The organism is Vibrio sp. 10N.222.54.E6, from assembly GCF_041473955.1.
GTDB classification, from domain to species: domain Bacteria; phylum Pseudomonadota; class Gammaproteobacteria; order Enterobacterales; family Vibrionaceae; genus Vibrio; species Vibrio tasmaniensis_A.
In genome coordinates, this window is record NZ_JBFRTD010000013.1 from 168,515 (window position 1) to 185,559 (window position 17,045).

Sequence of the window (17,045 nt, forward strand, 5' to 3'; positions counted from 1 at the left end):
GCGATCATTAACTAACCCCAACTTCGGTGAAATCTAAGTAATCGAATATAAATATTGATCTGATGGAAATAAGAATGCCGTTGGGTTTAAATGACGAGAAATAAAGGGCTGAACGTTATGTGTTGGGTCCTTTTCTATTTTTCGTCTAGTTAACAACGCTATGTTGAGCGTATTTAACTTAATTACCCTACAACAGGCTGTTCGGTATAATTTCTCATGCAATCAATAATTTACTTGGTGAATGTCTCGCTATGCGTGCCCCTACTCACATATATTGCTGATATTAACCTTGGATGGTTTATTAATTTATTTTAAAGCGTAAAATAAATGGTGCTTGCAAACTGTGTTGGTGACAAATTTGTCACCGCGGTTTTTACTTCCAAATTATAGGTTTCCTATGTTCAAGAAACTCTCGCTTAAAAATAAGCTGGCGATCTCTGCTAGCATGGCCATTATCCTGGGGGGGATTTTGGTCGAGGTATTGTCTTTTCGTGCTTCATTGCAACGGTTGGATATTGAAGTTGAACAGCGCTTAGAAGGTGCGTCAGCTTCTTACAATCAATATGTATCGGATTGGATCTTATCCAAAGAGCGTGCGCTTACTTCACTTTCGAAGGAGTCACAACAAGAAAGCTTGGTCACTCACCTGAAGCAGGTTCGTGATTCAGGCTCGTTTGATAATGTGTTCTTAGCGTTCCCTGATGGCTCGCAAAAAAATGCGAATGGCGTAGTGTTGCCACCGGGCAATGATGATCCACGCGTATGGGGTTGGTACACCAATGCGGTTTCGAACCCAAGTAAGGTGTTCATGGATAACCCAACGGTTGCCGCGGCAACTGGGGCGAACGTTGTGTCGTTGGGTACTGCAATGCAACTGCATGGCCAGCAGGTCGTTTTAGGTGCTGATGTAGAAATTACCGACATTCTAAACAGCCTTGAAAAAGTGATTCTTCCAGGCGAAGGCTACATGTTTATCGCGACCAACAAAGGCACGGTTTACACGCACGCTGATACAAAGTTGCTGAATGAGAACATTAGCTCGCTAGGGCTAGATTTTTCTGATGTACAGAAGGCACTGACTAGCGGTAAAGACACGGCTATCGAGTTAAATGGCAGCGACTATGTTCTGTACGCACGTGCGATTGATGGTACAAGCCTGATTACTATCAGTGTTGTTAATCATGACTCTTTGGTTGCACCGTTATTTGATGCGGTGATCGGTCAAGTGTTGGTGACACTGTTGGTTGTGATTGTATGTACCATATTGTTTAACCTGCTGTGTACTATTCTGTTCCGTCCGTTGAACCATGTGTCTCAAGCATTGGCGCAGATCGCTAATGGTAGTGGTGATTTAACTCAGCGTATTCATGTTGAGAACCAAGATGAAGTAGGAGAACTAGCACAGAACTTCAACACTTTTGTAGGAAGTTTACAGCAGTTGATTGGTCATATTCGTGGGCAATCAGAGCAGCTTAACAGCCAGTCAGAGAAAAGTACTCAGCGAGCGAATCGTTCGGTGGATGAGCTTAATCATCAACAGCAAGAGATCACCATGGTGGCGACGGCTGTAACGGAAATGGCGAGTGCAACGCAAGAGATTGCATCGCATGCTGAGCAAACCGCAAAAGCGGCACAAGACTCTGCGACAAGCACTAATAGCGGTCACGCCCTGGTTGTCGATACCAAAGGTTCTATCAATAACCTTGCCAATGAAGTGAATGAAGCAGGTAATGTGATCAGTGAGCTAAACAAGCATGCTCAAGAGATTTCGACGGTACTTGCTACGATTCAAGGTATTGCAGAGCAAACTAACTTGCTTGCTTTGAATGCTGCGATTGAAGCGGCGCGTGCTGGTGAACAAGGTCGTGGTTTTGCTGTAGTTGCAGATGAAGTACGTGTGCTTTCTCAACGAACTCACTCTTCAACAGAAGAGATAAAGTCAACGATTGATGTTTTACAACGCACAACGGCTCAAGCGGTTGATCTTATGGAGAGCAGCTCGAAACTGGCAATACATTCCGTCGAAGATGCCGACCGAGCTTCACATGCGCTAGAAGAGATCAACACAGCGGTGGCTTTGATTAGTGATATGGCGACTCAAATTGCTACCGCAGCAGAAGAGCAAACGCACGTGACGGGTGAAATTACTCAGAACATTACGACCATTAAAGATGTTACCGACCACTTAGTTGTGGGCGCGCAGGATAGCTTAACTGAGTCGAACGAACTTAAGAGTCAAGCCGCTGGTTTAAGCGACAAAGTGGCGACTTTTAAGCTTGCTTAACTGTGTCACTCACTGATGCCTGATCAGTGCGTGATTGTTAAGCAATAAGTCAAAGCGACGTAAATTACGTCGCTTTTTTTGTATTTGTGAGTAATCAAATTATTTATTAATCAGTTTCTGAAAACTCTTTCAGCGCACTCATTGCAGCTTCTGCTTTCTCTTTCTGAACGAAGATATGGTCATGGTAATAACCAGCAATTACGTTGGCGCTAATGCCGTATGAACCTAGCTTGGTGGCAAAAGCGGCTGTTAATCCAACCGCTTCAAGACTCGAGTGGACCGATAAAGTTATCAGGCTAAATACACCGTCGAAGTCTAACTGAGCTTTGGTCGCAACGCCTTCTTCAAGAACCAGTGTTAAACTTTCCTTTTCACGAAAGGTCGCGATTGGTTCGAGTTGAACATAATCTCCCAATCCCCCGTCTACAGTACAAAAAACATAATCACCTTCAATGAGCTCCGGTGACATGGACTTTAGCAGAATGTTCAAATCGGTAATGGCGGTCATCGTCTTTTTCCCTGCGTAATCGCGTTTGTTTATGGTGTTGGATCATGCAGCCAAGATAGAATTTAGTTCTGCATAAGTAAAATTAATAATACTTATTCCACATCAGTATCGTTAATGTCGAGATTCCTTCCATCTTGATGACATCGAACAAGTGCTGAGTGGTGAGATGGAGTGGGACTAAACTCATTATCTCTGTTGTGTTTTAGAAAAGCCTGGAGATTGTGTTACATTTAAGTTGATACACAACTGGAGATATCGATGATCTGGCTTTCAGTGAAAGTACTACAGATTGGACTTGTCTATGGATACAGGAAGTATCAAAAAACGAAAAGAGCTCCAGCTTAGGGGCTCTTTTTTTGTTTGGCACTTTGTTGTTTACTATTTAGCAGGGCAGTAAGTTAGCAGGGCTGAACATTAGAGAGTAAGTAAGCTAAAAAGTTAGCGAGACCGAAAGTCATCAAGTTCGGATTTTAGCCAAACTTCACTACTAACCGATGTTTTGCCTTCACAGTGAACTTGGTAATGGCGCCCACTCAACATACTTTTTGTTGCTGAATACGCGATGAAATCTTCAGCAGACTCAATCTCGTCGGCGTAATAATCAGCTTTCTTTTTTATATGTGCGGCCGCTTCTGGCCCGGTGTGGATTGTACCATTTCGCTCATATTTGCACTGCGTTGATTCAACAAAGGTAAGCAGATGGTCAATCTCTTGTTGAGGAGAGGCGAATGCGAGATTCAGCGATAGTAATTGGCTAGCCATTAACCCACATAGAAACAGTGTACGCTTCATAATCATCCTCTCCCATCTAATCGGCTATTTCAAAAAACGATTAGGAATCAGTGTTTATAGATGGCTTTTTCTAACAAAGAAAAAAGCTGTGTAAATTCTTGTTCAATGGTGTCGCTCTTCCATTCTGGTGAATGAAGTGGGTGGTGGTAACGCACGGTACCAAAAAAGAAGCAGCGTGCAGTGATAGTACAATCCTTAATTTCAAAGACACCTTCTCTAACGCCATCATTCAAAATCGACTCAACTTGCTGCAACAGATGATTGATGTGTTTTGATTTTACGTGCTCGGGTGTTTGTTGTGTTAGTGATGAATATGATTCAAACAACTCAGGCTCACCAATAAAAATTCTTCTTTTAATGGCCGTTAACGCCTCAAACCACTCTCGAAGCCTTAGTGATGCGCTTTCCGGTCTATTTGTGATCTCAGTTAATGGTGCGGTGACACGATCCAGCCATCTTAATGTTATGGCTTCATGCAGTTCTGCTTTAGTTGCAAAGTGTCGGTATACCGTTCCGTGACTCACATCAAGGGCTCGAGCTACGTCAACAACGGTCGTTTTTCTAGGACCGAACTTACGTAAAACGATTTCAGATGCATCTAATATTTTTTCTTTAGTAAGCATTATTCACTACCAATAAATTGTGTCTAAACCCTTATTTAAGGCTTTGAAAATAAGAACTTTCGATAACGACAGTATTAGTCTGATGCTATCGATTACCGCCTACTCAGTCAAACGAGGTCGTCGTTTAATACAAAAGTATTGCCGTTTTGCACAAAAGTTATTGTGCTCTTAAATCAAATTGGTGCGTTGACAATATAATAAATGACATTTATTGTAAATTGTCATTTATTATTATTGAGCCTTCCGGAGCATCACTATGTCGCTAAGTTTTATTGCAAGTCCTCCCCCGAAGGGTAGGCATCGCCGAGTGTTATCGGCCATTATTGGACAGAAAAGAAAACATCATTCATGTCCTGAGTTGCAAAGGCTTGATGGGAAAAGGGTACTTGTAACGGGGGGAACCGCTGGTATTGGCGAGTTCATTACTCGTTCTTTACTTGCTCAAGGTGCGACGGTGACGTCGTTAGCGAGAGGCTTATCGGATGCGACGGATGACATTCTTCATGCCGAGTCAATCTATATGGATCTTGCGGATCCTAAGAGTATTGTCACTGCTGTAAAACAACTAGGGGATACGCCATTCGACATGGTCATTTGTAACGCGGGGCTAGTGTCTAAAAAGGCTGAAATATCGCCTTCCGGTTATGAAAAAACGTTTTCAGTCAATGTTTTAGGTCATCACATTCTTTATCGGCTTCTTATGCAGAAAAAAATGTTGGTTGACGATGCTCGTCTGGTTATGACTAGTGGAGATATTTACATTATGGAAAATGAGTGTTCGGCTGATATTCCTTTTGACGGCACATCCAGCACTTATTCACGAAGCAAGCTGGGGAATTTATGGCAAGTACGCGAGTTATCAAAGCGTTACCCAAATATCCACCCAATTGCGGTTCATCCCGGTGTGGTTGCCAGTGGCTTCGCTGGAAGTAAGAAAGGGTTTCTAGCATGGCTTCGTACTAAACAACTGGTGTCGGAAGAGCAAGGTTCCCACTCCTCTTTGATTGGTGCGACACAAGATCTTCCAAGAGGAAGCTATTGGCACAATGTATTTGGTTTGGTTGATTTACCGGAGAGTGATCCTGGTTGCGATACATCTGGTTCTAGTAAGCTGTGGGACCAACTTGAATCGATTACCGCTCCTTACCTGCAAGCGTGCGAAGTTAAGCCAACAGGAAAATAGAAATGAAATTTCTTTGGATAGTGAGCCTCACCCTTTTAATTAACGCCTGTGCAGAGAGCAAGATGGACACCAGAAAAGCGTCACCTAATTTCAAAAATGGTCAGTTTGAAAATAATACCGATATCAAAACACTGACGTTTTGGCAGATTGTCTGGGCTGGCTTAACTTCTGACGTTGAACAAGCGAATTGGCCAGACACTGTTGAAACGAATGAGGATAAAATGCCTGCTGCTAGGGAGCTAGGAGATAAAGTTCGTATTACGTTGGTAAATCATGCGACCTTTTTAATTCAAACCCAAGGAGTGAATGTACTGACCGATCCTGTGTTTTCAGAAAGAGCGAGTCCGATTTCTTTCGCTGGTCCCAAAAGGGTGCACCAACCAGGGATCGCGTTAGCCAACTTACCATCAATTGATGTGGTGGTGATAAGCCATGATCATTATGACCATTTGGATTTGGACTCTTTGGCGTTCCTCATTAAACGAGATAACCCGAAAATCTATGTGGGGCTTGGAGTGGCGAAACGTCTCCCTTCAAGCGCTAACACCACCGAGCTAGATTGGGGAGAGAGTGTTCAGGTTAATGACATCTTTAAGCTTTGGTTTTTAGAAGTTCAACATAATTCAGGTCGTACTCCCTTCGATAGAAACTCAACGCTATGGGGAGGGTTTTTAATGCATATTGGCGACCAAAAAATCTATTTTGGTGGCGATAGCGGTTATGCCAATCACTACAAATACGCTTATGAGAAGTTTGGACCTGTCGATATTGCCTTTATTCCTATTGGCGCGTATGCACCAAGAGAAATCTTCAAGCCAGTACACCTTGACCCCTTTGAGGCAGTGCAAGCTCATCAAGATCTTAATTCAAAACAGTCGATTGGTATGCATTATGGGACATTTCAAATGACGGCGGAGCCTCGCCTGGAACCTGTTGAGTTGCTTGACGTTGCGAAGAAGGCAGCTCAAGTTCCAGCTTCTGAGTTTATTACGCTTGAAGTGGGTCAACCGACTAACTTTTAGATGCTCAGCTCTTTTTAACCACAAGCTCCTTTTTAATTTCAAATCAATTTTTATCTCAGATCGCTTTAAACGCTAAATAGAGTGTTTGAGCCCTCAAAGACATGGATGTTTTGATATTTCATAATGTTGACCTGTAGCGTCAGGTCCGTTATTTGGTGATGTAATGAAAAACAAACAACCCATACTCGGCAATACGGGTACGTTGATCTTTTTGGTGATGATCAGCGCGTTTCCTCCTTTAACAACCGACCTTTATTTACCAGCTCTTCCTAATATGGTGGCAGCGTTAGGCACGACTCAGTCAATGGTTAACTTTACGCTGAGCAGCTACTTCGTTGTTTATGCTTTCGGGCTGTTATTTTGGGGGCCCCTCAGTGAGAAGTTTGGTCGCAAGCCAATTTTGTTAATCGGGGCAGGTATTTACGTTGTTGCCAGTTTCTTATGTGCCAACTCAGGCAGCATAGAACAATTGATTGGCTTCCGAATTGTTCAAGCGTTTGGTGGTAGTGCCGTCACGGTTGTCGCTGTGGCAATTATCAAAGATCTTTACGATGGGAGAGAACGAGAGAAGATAATGGCGACCATTATGTCGCTGGTGGTTATTGCACCTATGGTGGCGCCAGTAATAGGGGCATTATTACTTAAGGTTGCCACTTGGCAGATGATTTTTGTTGCGCTTGGTGTCTTTGGCCTTTTATCGATTGTGCTTTCACTCTGTCTGACAGAAACGTTGGTATCTCGTTATAGCGGATCTGTAGTGAGATCTTGGGGACGGCTGGGAGTAGTACTCAAGAATCCACGGTTTCTGTTGTTACTGGCAGTATTTTCGCTTACTCCAATGTCGATGATGGCATTTGTGGCTGCGGGTCCTTACATCTATGTTGAGCACTTTAATTTTAGCGAGCAAGAGTTTAGTTATATCTTCGCGCTAAATGCTCTATTTGCCTCATTTGGACCTCGGGCTTACATCAAAATTACTCAATATTGGCCTGCAAAACGAATTATTTCTTTCTGCTTCATGCTTCTGATTTTGTGTGGAGTACTGACTTTTAGCCTTGGTGAAGCTTCGGCTTGGTTGTTCGCCCCATTAATCGGATTAGCTACGTTAGCCACCATCACAACGCGAGTGCCTGGTACTAACCTAATGCTTGAACAACAAGACAAGGACACTGGTTCTGCCGTTGCAATCATTCAATTTACGTCAATGATTTGTGGCGCGATGGGGATGATGTTGGTTTCTGTCGAGTCTGACTCTTTGATTAAAAACCTTGGTGTGATCCAATTGTCTATAGGTGTGATCAGCGGCCTATTGTGGCTGGCATGGTCTCGGAACCCCAGTAATAAGCAGAACAACTCATCAACATCTTTCATGTCAAACTAGGTACAAAAGGTCGTTTTTTATGAAATTTAGGTTTAAGCCTCTTATTTTAATTGTGTGTGCTTTATTGCTGATTGGCTGTATTAGCAGCGAGCAGGAGTATGATCATCCGCTCTATGACACCTCCGCAAGTGCATTTCCAGTGCAACAGTTTGATTCGTTTTCCGAATATCAACAAACCATTCAAGCTTGGCTGGAAGAGAATCGTGTGTTTTTGCAAGACGATCATGCAGCGGAGCTTTCGTATAATACCCCTTTTGAAATCATGCCAAACCAAGCAAATTCGGTGAAAAAAGGCATTATTTTTGTGCATGGCTTAGGTGACTCTCCATGGTCTTTTGTCGATGTTGCTAAAGAGTTCGCTGATGACGGTTACTTAGTACGTAGTGTGTTGCTTCCGGGACATGGCAGTCGCCCGGCCGATTTAGTGCCGATAAGTATATCTGATTGGGAAAATACGGTTAAAAATCAAGTTGAAATTATGCAGAAAGAGGGGCTGGAGGTTTCTTTATCTGGGTTCTCTACTGGCGCGAATTTGGTGACGGATTATGCGAATAGCGACCCAAGCATAGAGGCTCTGTATCTGTTTTCTCCCGCGTTTAAATCTGACAGTGATATTGATTTCCTTGCACCTGCTGGCGCTCTATTTGTGGATTGGGTGTTCCAAGGCGATCCGCAAAATCACAACAATCTAATGAAATACAATAGCGTACCTTTGAATGGCTTTGCGCAGTATTACTGGACTAGCTACGAGGTTCAAAAATCTCTAAAAAGAAAACCATTCGACAGGCCAGCATTTTTAGCCGTCACTCAAGATGACAGTGTCGTTAATGTTACTGAAGTCCTTAAACTGTTTGAAACGCAGTTTACCAATGCAAACAGCCGATTTATTTGGTTTGGAGATAAACCAGATACGCTAGATAAACGCGTTGTCCATTTCGACAGTCGTGTGCCGTCAAAACGCATCAGTAACTTCTCTCACATGAGTTTGTTATACCGTGAAGATAATTTCTATTATGGCGCTAATGGTAAATTCCCAATGTGTCGTAACAGTACCGATCCTCTTGATTATGAAGCTTGTTTAAATAGTGATGAACCATGGTATTCCGCTTGGGGATACAAGGAAGAAGGGAAGGTTCATGCAAGGTTAACCTACAACCCATATTTTGACGAAATGTTGGATTACGCCAAATCTATCACTGCCTTATAAAGGCGACATTAGAAGGACACTAAAATGTATCAAAAACCATCCCCTGCATTACCATTGGGGCTGATATCGTTGCTATCGCTGTTGTTTGCTGTCCCAGTAAACGCAGATTGGAAGGAAACGGGCTTACACTTAAAGTTGGTTGATCTGTTAGACAGGGAAGACGGCTATTGTATTGATGTTGCTGGAAGTGGTGACTATGTAAGATTCGATTTGCCGTTATTGACGCACAATTGCAAAGAAGGCTTGTACGCTGATGAGGCGGTGACCCATAGAGATGACGGGGCATTGTTCTTTCCGGCTTTCGAGGCATGTGTCACGGTTATGGGCGTTAATAATAATTCGTTACCTTACAATTCGCTGATGTTAAAACGCTGCCACATCGACGAACCATTTTTGAAAGCCACTCAGTTCCAAACGTTTGAGTTTACAGAGGACAAACAGGTTCAGTTGGTGGGTTCTAACCTTTGTATTACTGCAGGCGATGTATCTAAAGTGACCTACAGTGCGGCGCACCGTTGGAGAAGCTTGTATATGCAGGAGTGCAATGTTGCCGACAAAGCGTTATCTCAATGGCAAATGGTTAAACCAACGACTCGTTAGTCGATATCTTAAGTAAGCAGCTAAAAGATAGAAATTAAACGAACTCAAAGCCTCAGTATTGACGCTGTTCTCAACAGCTTGAAGACTGAGGCTTTAATGTTTTAGGCGAGACAAGATCATTGATATTAATCGGAAAACTGCTTTTTGCTTTTATAGCGAGTAGGATTGAAAGAAATGGCGTATTTGTCCGGTTTACTAGTCAGTATCCAAATTGACTCTGAAATGTCACATCATCAATAAGCGAAAGTATGTTGAAAATAGAACAAGTTACCCCTCATATCGGTGCGCGAATCCATGGAGTCGATCTCGCCACATGCAGTGTGACTGAGCTCGATGAGGTTTATCAGGCGCTGATTACCCATCAAGTAATCTTCCTAGGTGATCAAGTACTCTCACCAGAACAACACTTGATGATTGCAGAGCGATTTGGACAGCTCGAGCTTGCGCATCCCTTCTTTCCTCGCGTCGAAAGCGCACCTCAGGTGAGTGTCATCGAAACAACCCGTGGTAATGCACCCATGGAAAGCTATTGGCATACGGATCTAACCTGGCGCAAAGTGCCATCGAAAGCTTCTTTGTTGCATGCTCAACATATTCCAAGCACCGGTGGGGATACGATTTGGTGTTCGATGACGGCGGTTTTCGAGTCATTAGATGAAGACATGAAAGCAAAACTGAGAGGGTTGTCTGCGACTCATTCGCTGGTGGCTTTCGAGGGAGTTGAGCCAGATCAGATAGAGCTTGATTGGCACAAATCACTACTTAAAACCGCGCAGAAAAATCCACCTGTAATCCATCCTGTTGTTCAGAGCCATCCGGAAACCGGTAAAGAAACACTTTATATCAATGAGCAGTTTACCCGTTATATCAACGAACTTGACCGACAAGAGAGTGATATTTTACTTAACCAACTGTTTGAAATTGCACGACGCCCTGAGTTTCAAGTCCGCTTCAAATGGGACAGGGGATCAATGGCTATTTGGGACAATAGGGTCACGCAACATTACGCGGTGATTGATTACGGCGATACTCCAAGAAAGATGCATCGCGTTACAGTGACATAATGCAAACGAAGAGGCGCAGCACTTGCTAAGGCGCGTTATTGGTGTAGGCGTGAGCGTATAAATCTGAATCACTTAGGGATGTTGTCTGAGTTAAAGTATGAAACCGAGACTTTATTCATCTAAGTCATAATAAAATCAAAAGCGTTGATACATATTTGATTGAAAGCTCACTGCTCTGAGGTGATGTGTAATATACTCAGCGGAAAACATAAGAACCAACATCAAATTTTAGACTTTGTAAACGTTAGGGCTTAGTAAATAAAGTATTTGTATGAACGCGATTCGTAAAGTTTATCAGTACGCAGAACCTAACCTAACCCTTGTGGGTTGGATGGGCTTTGTCGGTTTCCCTGCTTACTACATTGTATGGGAATTCTTGTTTCCGCAACCCTATGAAAATTTAGCCGTGCGTCTGTTTTGCTCGGTATTGTTCCTTGGGATTGTTGTTCGTAATCGTATTCCATTTGATTGGCGAAAGTACCTTCCGGCTTATTATCAAGTCGCTATTACCCTCTGCTTACCGTGTTTTTTCTTTTACATGCTGCTGATGAATAACTGGTCCAACGTATGGGTTATGTCTTTCATGTCGGCTATTTTCCTCCATATTCTATTAGTTCACGTCACTCGAGTGATGTTTGCACAAACCTTCGCCGGGATAGGGATTGCTACCTTGTGTGCATGGGTGGCACAAGGCTTCTACTTAGAGCTCACAATGGATTGGACGCATGTGCCAATCTTCTTATTTATCTATTTGTTCGGTAACTTATTTTACTTCCGTAATCAGGTGGAACATGAGAATAAGGTGTCATTGGCGAAATCTTTTGGAGCCGGTATCGCGCATGAGATGAGAAACCCACTAAGTGGTTTACTGACATCTATTGATGTTATGCAGTCCATATTGCCGAATCCGAAAAGTGGTGGCCACCAAGGGCAATACGCTTTGAGTAATGAAGAAGTTATACAGTTACGTGAAGTGGGTGATGAAGCGATGGAGATTATTCACTCAGGTAACGAGACGATTGATCTGCTATTGACTTCAATTGATGAAAACCGAGTATCTCGTTCTACGTTCAAGAAACATTCAGCTCAAGCGGTGGTGGAAGGGGCGATAGATAGCTTTAACTATAAGCGCTCAGCTGATAAATCAGCGATCTCTTTAGATGTACAAAGCAACTTTGACTTCTTGGGTAGTGATACCTTGTTGAAGTACGTGATGTATAACTTGTTCAAGAACGCATTCCATCATCGCAGCCCCGAAGATTTTCATATTCATGTCACCATGTGTAGTGATGACGTGACCAATCAAATCATGGTTACCGATAACGGAGCTGGTATTTCAAACGATGTCATTCGACGTATCTTCCAGGATTTTTACACCACCGGCCAATCAGGTAACTACGGCTTAGGTTTGCCATTTTGTCAGAAGGTAATGCGGTCGTTTGGTGGAGAGATTAAGTGTAAGTCTGAGGTGGAACAGTGGACGCAGTTCACGATGACTTTTCCATCTTTGACTTCTCACTCTGTGAACGAAATTAAGAGTGAGCTCACTAAGCTAAAGACAGTGTTGATTGTGAGTGACCAGAAAGTACTCTCTGATAAAATTACTGAGACATCACGTTTTATGGGGTTTGACCTCACCGTATTAGACGTTGTATCAGCACTTAAAAATAAGGAATATCAATTTGAGTTCGACTTGATTTTCGTTGATATGGAGAGCTTAGATTTAAGAGCCAATTACCTCGATAGAATTGAATCTTTGCTATCGTTCACTGAAGCGAGAATCATCTATTTGTATGAGCATCACCCCATTAAGCGTGTTCGTAACGTTGCTTTTGAACCGATTTGGGTGGAAACACAAGTTTGGCTACTGAATACCAAAGCCACCATCGAGCGCTTACTTTTCGATTCTAATTACGTGTTGCCATCGGTTGCTGTGAAACCACTAGAGGCGACTAATAAACGTACGATAATGGTGGTCGATGACAACGAATCTTTGCGCCGTTTTACCGCAATGTTGTTGGAAAAACAGGGCTTTGACGTTGTACAGAAAGAAGATGGCCAACAAGCGTTAGATGCTTTGGATACCGAGGATGTTGATTTGATTCTGATGGATATCGAAATGCCAATTATGGATGGTATTGAAGCTTCTCGTCGAATCCGCAGTGCTGCCAAAGAATACTCTACAGTGCCGATTATTGCTCACACAGGCGACAGTTCCCCAGTGACATTGGAAAAAATGGAATCGTCAGGCATGTCAGATTTTATTGTGAAGCCAGCAGATAAAACCCGACTGTTCGATAAAATTGCACACTGGATTTGATTTGTTGTACCGTCCGGTTATCCAGCTGAACTAGATGAATAGATGAATAGATGAATAGATGAATAGATGAACACAAGAAAGAGCTCAGCAATTCGCTGGGCTCTTTTTGTATCGCGACATGATAGCGTCTATTCAGTCCTGCCGTTTGTGTTAGTTATAGAATTGGTGTGTACAGAGTTATACGAACTCTAACTCTGGGTGATGGTACGCTTCGTGACAAACGGTGAGCACATGGTCAATGTCTCGTGGTGTCATATCGGCATTCACTGAAAATCGGATGATGTTCTTGTTCTTGCCCGTAGCGGGGCGGCAGAACACCGCACCGAACACATTCCGTTCTTCGAGGAAATCGCGAACACGTTCAGTGTTTCTTTCACTACCACATTCTAATGCCACAATTTGAGACTCGCTGCGGATATTAAAGCCAATTCGTTTTAGACCCGTAGTCAACGATTTAGCACGCTGGAACAGAGCCTGTCGTTTATCATCTGCACTTTTGATTACCTCTAATGTTTTCTCTAAACGGACCACCTCTTGTGGTAACACGGTCGAGCTGAAAATCGCGGGATAAGCAACAAACGGTAAGGTTTCTGAAAGTAGTTTTGGTCCAAGGATCGCGCCTGCACGATAAGCAAAGGTTTTAGCCAAACTTACGGTGATGAAGTCGACTTGCTTTGTAAGGCCCAATGCGTGAACTATGCCGGCACCATTTTCCCCATGCGTGCCCAATGAATGCGATTCATCAACGACGACGGCACAATCAAACTCCTGCGCCATTTCGTAGATGTCGCGTAGTGGGGCGATGGTCCCAATGGTACTGTAAACCGAATCGACCACAATAACGCCTGAGCCGTGGCGCTCTAACTGTTTACGCAGGTGATTCATATTGTTATGCATAAACGGGTGGGCGATGCCGCCAGCGGCACGAATGCCTTCCCATAGCGACATATGGGCAAAAAAGTCGATATACACCGATGTGTCCGGCGGGCAGATGGTTTGTAATAGTCCTATATTGGCCGCCCAACCTGACTGAGAAAGCAAACAGCTCTCCATTCCGACATAGTTCGCGAGCTCGGTTTCAAACGCAGGTTTAGACTCTTCATCTTGTAAAAAAATTGCAGACATCACTACGTTGTCATCGTGTTCAATAATCGCTGCTTGATGGGCGTCTTGGATCGGTTTGTTGTGTGACAGTGCTAAGTAATCATTGCTCTGCATCACGACGGCATTGCGCTGAGGTCGTTTACCCAATACCAAGTGCTTTTGGCTTTGGTTCTGGGTAATGAGGTCTTGAATATAGAAATTCAAGCGTTCTTCGATAAAGGAAGGTAGTGGTTTGTTTTTTGTTGTATCACTCATAATTATTCTCTTCAAATATGGGAAAACGCCAGCGCCGGCGGTTGTATATTGAAGTTAAAAAGTGATGTGTCATTAGTCAGTTTGCATAATTTTGTATGTGCTAGCAAACTCAGTATTTAAAGGTATCGAAGCGAGTCATTTTCCTTACGGTGCGGGGCTTTAACCTAGATCAGATAGGAATGATAGCCTTCTTTTTTATGATAAAAGGCTATTAAAATTCGGTGTTCTAATGACCATGAAAAAGTCGATTCTGAAAAGCTTTGATGTCCTAGCTGCGTATTATGAACTGGCACGTATTAAGAACTGGAACGTATTAGCTATGAACGTGAATCAGTTCGATTAAGTCGTTCAATTCCTGCTTGGCTTTTCCCTCTAACGAGTAACCAATATTGATGCGTAAGCAATTGCTGTAAAGGTCATGAGTGCTAAACAGGTGCCCAAGCCTGATATCAATGTTGTGGTCGGCAACTGCCTGAGCAAAGCTTGATTGGTTCAAATTTGGTATTTGTAGCCAAAGTACCATGCCACCTTGTGGGTTACTTATCTTTACTCCTTGAGGAAGGTGCTGAGCCAAATAACTTAGGTATTGCTGGCGCAAAGAGAGAAGCTGAGTACACCTTCTTCTAACGTGTTTTGCGTATTGACCAGATTCGATAAAGTCAGCAACTGCAAGCTGAGTGGGTAGGGCGACGCCATAGCTTGCAGCAGAAAACTGAGCCTTGTATTCGTTAATGAACCTCCCTGGTAAGCACCATCCTAATCGGTAACTCGGTGACAAGCTTTTCGATATTGAACCACACCATAGTACATAGCCACCTTTGTCGTAGTATTTCGCGGGGAGTGGAGTGTGTGAGGAATAAGAAAGTTCCAGATACACATCATCTTCAATGATCGGTACTTGATAGTGATTCGCTAATTCAGCAAGCTTTTGTTTTTGACTAGCCGACATGTTGATCCCTTGAGGGTTCATATGAGAGGTACAAAAAATCGCGGCATCCACTCGTTTATTCTTCAAATGTGCTTCTAATTGTTGCAAGTCGATACCGTCATCCAGAGATGGGATCTCGATGATTTGTCGCGACATCTTTCCGAGCAACTCCAGAATGCCGTTGAAACAAGGTGAACTAATCGCGATGGTGTCGCCTTCTTTGGTGCACGATTCAAGTGCAGCCTTAATCGCAGACATACAGCCTGCCGTAATCACCATCTCTTCAGGTGAAAAGTGTACATCGAGCTTGGCAAAGTGAGTGGATAATGCCTGACGTAACATTGGCTCACCTTGTGTATCTGGGTAATGGTTTAGCCTGCTGCTCATACGCCGAATAGCGCGGCGAAAACTGCGTTCCTGTTCAACAATCGACTGTTCATCATTGGCGGTGCTAGACACCCCTAAAGGTCCATTGATTGAGTTGTGAGTCGATGAGGTTAGCTTGACGCTCGACACTTTACTTTCAAACTGTGCCCACTCTGGGGTTGAACGAGCAGGTTTATGAGGAGAAACAAAATACCCTGCTTGCGGTCGAGAGTGTATCCAGCCTTGTGATTCCAGTTCTTGGTAGCAGCTCACCACGGTCGACATGCTGATGGCTTGTTGTTTAGCTAATTGACGCAGCGAAGGCATGCGTCCACCTTCGGGTCTTTTCCCCGTTTCAATCTCACCAATAAACTGATTGGCTAGCTTTCTGTAGATGCTCATGGTCACGACCGTTGTTAACTGTACTGGTTTTTATTGTAAAAATTGTATCTGTACTGGTTTTGTTGATCAAGGGATACTCATTCAAAACAAAGGAGGGGTCAGTATGAAAAGAAATGATTTGTTGTTAGCGGTGTTCGTGATGGCAATTTGGGGATTCAATTTCTCGATGATCAAAATGGGTGTAACCAATGTTCATCCGTTGTTGGCAACCGCCGCGCGTTTCTCGCTAGCGGTGATTCCGGTGATATTTTTTGTAGCAAGACCGAATGTCGCGTGGCGTTATTTAGTGAGTTATGGCTTTGTGTTTGGTGTGGGCATCTGGGGCATGGCTTCATGGTCAATCACCGCTGGGCTCTCATCGGGGCTTTCGTCGGTGTTGCTTTCAACCAATGTGCTAATTGGTATGGCGGTTGGCGTGTGGGTTTTCAAAGAAAGTGCGTCGGTTCGCAAGTTAATGGGTGCGATGTTAGCGATGTGCGCGTTGGCGGTGCTGGTTTCCGCAGCAACGGGCAATGTCACTGTTAATGGCGTGATTCTTATTATGATCGCAGCGTGTAGTTGGACGTTAATGGGCGTGATTGTTAAAGCGTCTAAAACCACTCAGGCTTTTGCGTTTAACGTGTGGGGCATGCTATTTGCGCCAGTTCCATTAGTGTTGTTTGCGGTGATGCTGCACGGTGACCAAATTATTTGGCAGGCGATAGAACAATGGGATTGGAACGCAACGATTGCTGTGTTGTTTCAGGCTTACCCAACCACGCTATTCGGTTACTGGGTGTGGAATAAACTGTTAATTCAATATCCGTTAAGCACGACAGCGCCGTTAACCTTGCTAGTACCTATATTCGCATTGATCAGTGGTTACTTTATGTATGACGAGGTGCTATCAGTCGCTCAAGTTGTGGCATCTGTACTGTTTCTAGTCGGTATAGGTTTGATAGTGAAGCCTGCTAAGACAACCGTAAGACCTCTTAGGGAAATAAAGATGATTGATTGAGCGTTTTCT

14 protein-coding genes are annotated in these 17,045 nt (G+C 43.5%); 9 read left to right on the plus strand and 5 right to left on the minus strand.

Features of this window, described 5'->3' with window-relative positions; genetic code table 11:
* Positions 1 to 397: 397 nt before the first annotated feature.
* A complete protein-coding gene (locus AB4513_RS08535) occupies positions 398 to 2,284 on the plus strand; it encodes a methyl-accepting chemotaxis protein (RefSeq protein ID WP_102258553.1) in 1,887 nt (628 codons plus the stop codon).
* Between the two features lie 106 nt (positions 2,285 to 2,390).
* Here the strand turns inward: AB4513_RS08535 and AB4513_RS08540 are convergent, their stop codons facing one another.
* The 3 genes from AB4513_RS08540 to AB4513_RS08550 all read right to left on the minus strand — a co-directional run bounded on the left by AB4513_RS08540 (position 2,391) and on the right by AB4513_RS08550 (position 4,207).
* Positions 2,391 to 2,792 carry an ACT domain-containing protein gene (locus AB4513_RS08540; protein ID WP_102258552.1) on the minus strand — a complete coding sequence of 134 codons (402 nt, stop codon included), beginning with the start codon at positions 2,790 to 2,792 and terminating at the stop codon, positions 2,391 to 2,393.
* Positions 2,793 to 3,230: 438 nt separating this feature from the next.
* Complete coding sequence (locus AB4513_RS08545; RefSeq protein ID WP_240797204.1) at positions 3,231 to 3,584, minus strand: DUF5329 family protein; 354 nt, start codon at positions 3,582 to 3,584, stop codon at positions 3,231 to 3,233.
* A gap of 47 nt (positions 3,585 to 3,631) precedes the next feature.
* Positions 3,632 to 4,207 carry a TetR family transcriptional regulator gene (locus AB4513_RS08550; RefSeq protein ID WP_102258551.1) on the minus strand — a complete coding sequence of 192 codons (576 nt, stop codon included), beginning with the start codon at positions 4,205 to 4,207 and terminating at the stop codon, positions 3,632 to 3,634.
* 256 nt (positions 4,208 to 4,463) lie between these two features.
* Between AB4513_RS08550 and AB4513_RS08555 the strand changes: the two genes are divergently transcribed.
* The 7 genes from AB4513_RS08555 to AB4513_RS08585 all read left to right on the plus strand — a co-directional run bounded on the left by AB4513_RS08555 (position 4,464) and on the right by AB4513_RS08585 (position 12,984).
* Positions 4,464 to 5,390 (plus strand): SDR family NAD(P)-dependent oxidoreductase, encoded by a 927-nt coding sequence (locus tag AB4513_RS08555; protein ID WP_102258550.1) that lies wholly within the window; start codon positions 4,464 to 4,466, stop codon positions 5,388 to 5,390.
* 2 nt (positions 5,391 to 5,392) lie between these two features.
* Entirely contained in the window at positions 5,393 to 6,412 is a 1,020-nt protein-coding gene (locus AB4513_RS08560) for an MBL fold metallo-hydrolase (protein ID WP_102258549.1), read from the plus strand.
* 163 nt (positions 6,413 to 6,575) lie between these two features.
* Positions 6,576 to 7,793, plus strand: a complete 1,218-nt coding sequence (locus tag AB4513_RS08565) for a multidrug effflux MFS transporter (protein ID WP_102258548.1) — start codon at positions 6,576 to 6,578, stop codon at positions 7,791 to 7,793.
* Positions 7,794 to 7,812: 19 nt separating this feature from the next.
* The gene (locus AB4513_RS08570) at positions 7,813 to 9,000 is read left to right on the plus strand and encodes a carboxylesterase (protein WP_102258547.1); all 1,188 of its coding nucleotides are present in this window, start codon (positions 7,813 to 7,815) and stop codon (positions 8,998 to 9,000) included.
* Positions 9,001 to 9,024: 24 nt separating this feature from the next.
* Positions 9,025 to 9,600 (plus strand): hypothetical protein, encoded by a 576-nt coding sequence (locus AB4513_RS08575; protein WP_102258546.1) that lies wholly within the window; start codon positions 9,025 to 9,027, stop codon positions 9,598 to 9,600.
* A gap of 248 nt (positions 9,601 to 9,848) precedes the next feature.
* Complete coding sequence (locus AB4513_RS08580) at positions 9,849 to 10,664, plus strand: TauD/TfdA family dioxygenase (RefSeq protein WP_102258545.1); 816 nt, start codon at positions 9,849 to 9,851, stop codon at positions 10,662 to 10,664.
* A gap of 271 nt (positions 10,665 to 10,935) precedes the next feature.
* On the plus strand, positions 10,936 to 12,984 hold the full coding sequence (locus tag AB4513_RS08585) for a response regulator (protein WP_017099728.1): 2,049 nt from the start codon (positions 10,936 to 10,938) through the stop codon (positions 12,982 to 12,984).
* 177 nt (positions 12,985 to 13,161) lie between these two features.
* On the opposite strand, the gene cqsA is transcribed toward AB4513_RS08585, so the two are convergent.
* Positions 13,162 to 14,343, minus strand: coding sequence for an alpha-hydroxyketone-type quorum-sensing autoinducer synthase (cqsA, locus tag AB4513_RS08590; protein ID WP_012604149.1), 1,182 nt, complete (start codon positions 14,341 to 14,343; stop codon positions 13,162 to 13,164).
* Positions 14,344 to 14,656: 313 nt separating this feature from the next.
* Positions 14,657 to 16,039, minus strand: coding sequence for a PLP-dependent aminotransferase family protein (locus AB4513_RS08595; RefSeq protein WP_102258544.1), 1,383 nt, complete (start codon positions 16,037 to 16,039; stop codon positions 14,657 to 14,659).
* 103 nt (positions 16,040 to 16,142) lie between these two features.
* On the opposite strand from AB4513_RS08595, the gene AB4513_RS08600 reads away from it, so the two are divergent.
* The gene (locus AB4513_RS08600; RefSeq protein ID WP_102258543.1) at positions 16,143 to 17,036 is read left to right on the plus strand and encodes an EamA family transporter; all 894 of its coding nucleotides are present in this window, start codon (positions 16,143 to 16,145) and stop codon (positions 17,034 to 17,036) included.
* Positions 17,037 to 17,045 lie beyond the last annotated feature (9 nt).

Bases quoted from the DNA above. Each gene is read 5' to 3' on its own strand.
- AB4513_RS08535 (WP_102258553.1), top strand. From the start codon at position 398: ATGTTCAAGAAACTCTCGCTTAAAAATAAGCTGGCGATCTCTGCTAGC.
- AB4513_RS08540 (WP_102258552.1), bottom strand. From the start codon at position 2,792: ATGACCGCCATTACCGATTTGAACATTCTGCTAAAGTCCATGTCACCG.
- AB4513_RS08545 (WP_240797204.1), bottom strand. From the start codon at position 3,584: ATGAAGCGTACACTGTTTCTATGTGGGTTAATGGCTAGCCAATTACTA.
- AB4513_RS08550 (WP_102258551.1), bottom strand. From the start codon at position 4,207: ATGCTTACTAAAGAAAAAATATTAGATGCATCTGAAATCGTTTTACGT.
- AB4513_RS08555 (WP_102258550.1), top strand. From the start codon at position 4,464: ATGTCGCTAAGTTTTATTGCAAGTCCTCCCCCGAAGGGTAGGCATCGC.
- AB4513_RS08560 (WP_102258549.1), top strand. From the start codon at position 5,393: ATGAAATTTCTTTGGATAGTGAGCCTCACCCTTTTAATTAACGCCTGT.
- AB4513_RS08565 (WP_102258548.1), top strand. From the start codon at position 6,576: ATGAAAAACAAACAACCCATACTCGGCAATACGGGTACGTTGATCTTT.
- AB4513_RS08570 (WP_102258547.1), top strand. From the start codon at position 7,813: ATGAAATTTAGGTTTAAGCCTCTTATTTTAATTGTGTGTGCTTTATTG.
- AB4513_RS08575 (WP_102258546.1), top strand. From the start codon at position 9,025: ATGTATCAAAAACCATCCCCTGCATTACCATTGGGGCTGATATCGTTG.
- AB4513_RS08580 (WP_102258545.1), top strand. From the start codon at position 9,849: ATGTTGAAAATAGAACAAGTTACCCCTCATATCGGTGCGCGAATCCAT.
- AB4513_RS08585 (WP_017099728.1), top strand. From the start codon at position 10,936: ATGAACGCGATTCGTAAAGTTTATCAGTACGCAGAACCTAACCTAACC.
- cqsA (WP_012604149.1), bottom strand. From the start codon at position 14,343: ATGAGTGATACAACAAAAAACAAACCACTACCTTCCTTTATCGAAGAA.
- AB4513_RS08595 (WP_102258544.1), bottom strand. From the start codon at position 16,039: ATGAGCATCTACAGAAAGCTAGCCAATCAGTTTATTGGTGAGATTGAA.
- AB4513_RS08600 (WP_102258543.1), top strand. From the start codon at position 16,143: ATGAAAAGAAATGATTTGTTGTTAGCGGTGTTCGTGATGGCAATTTGG.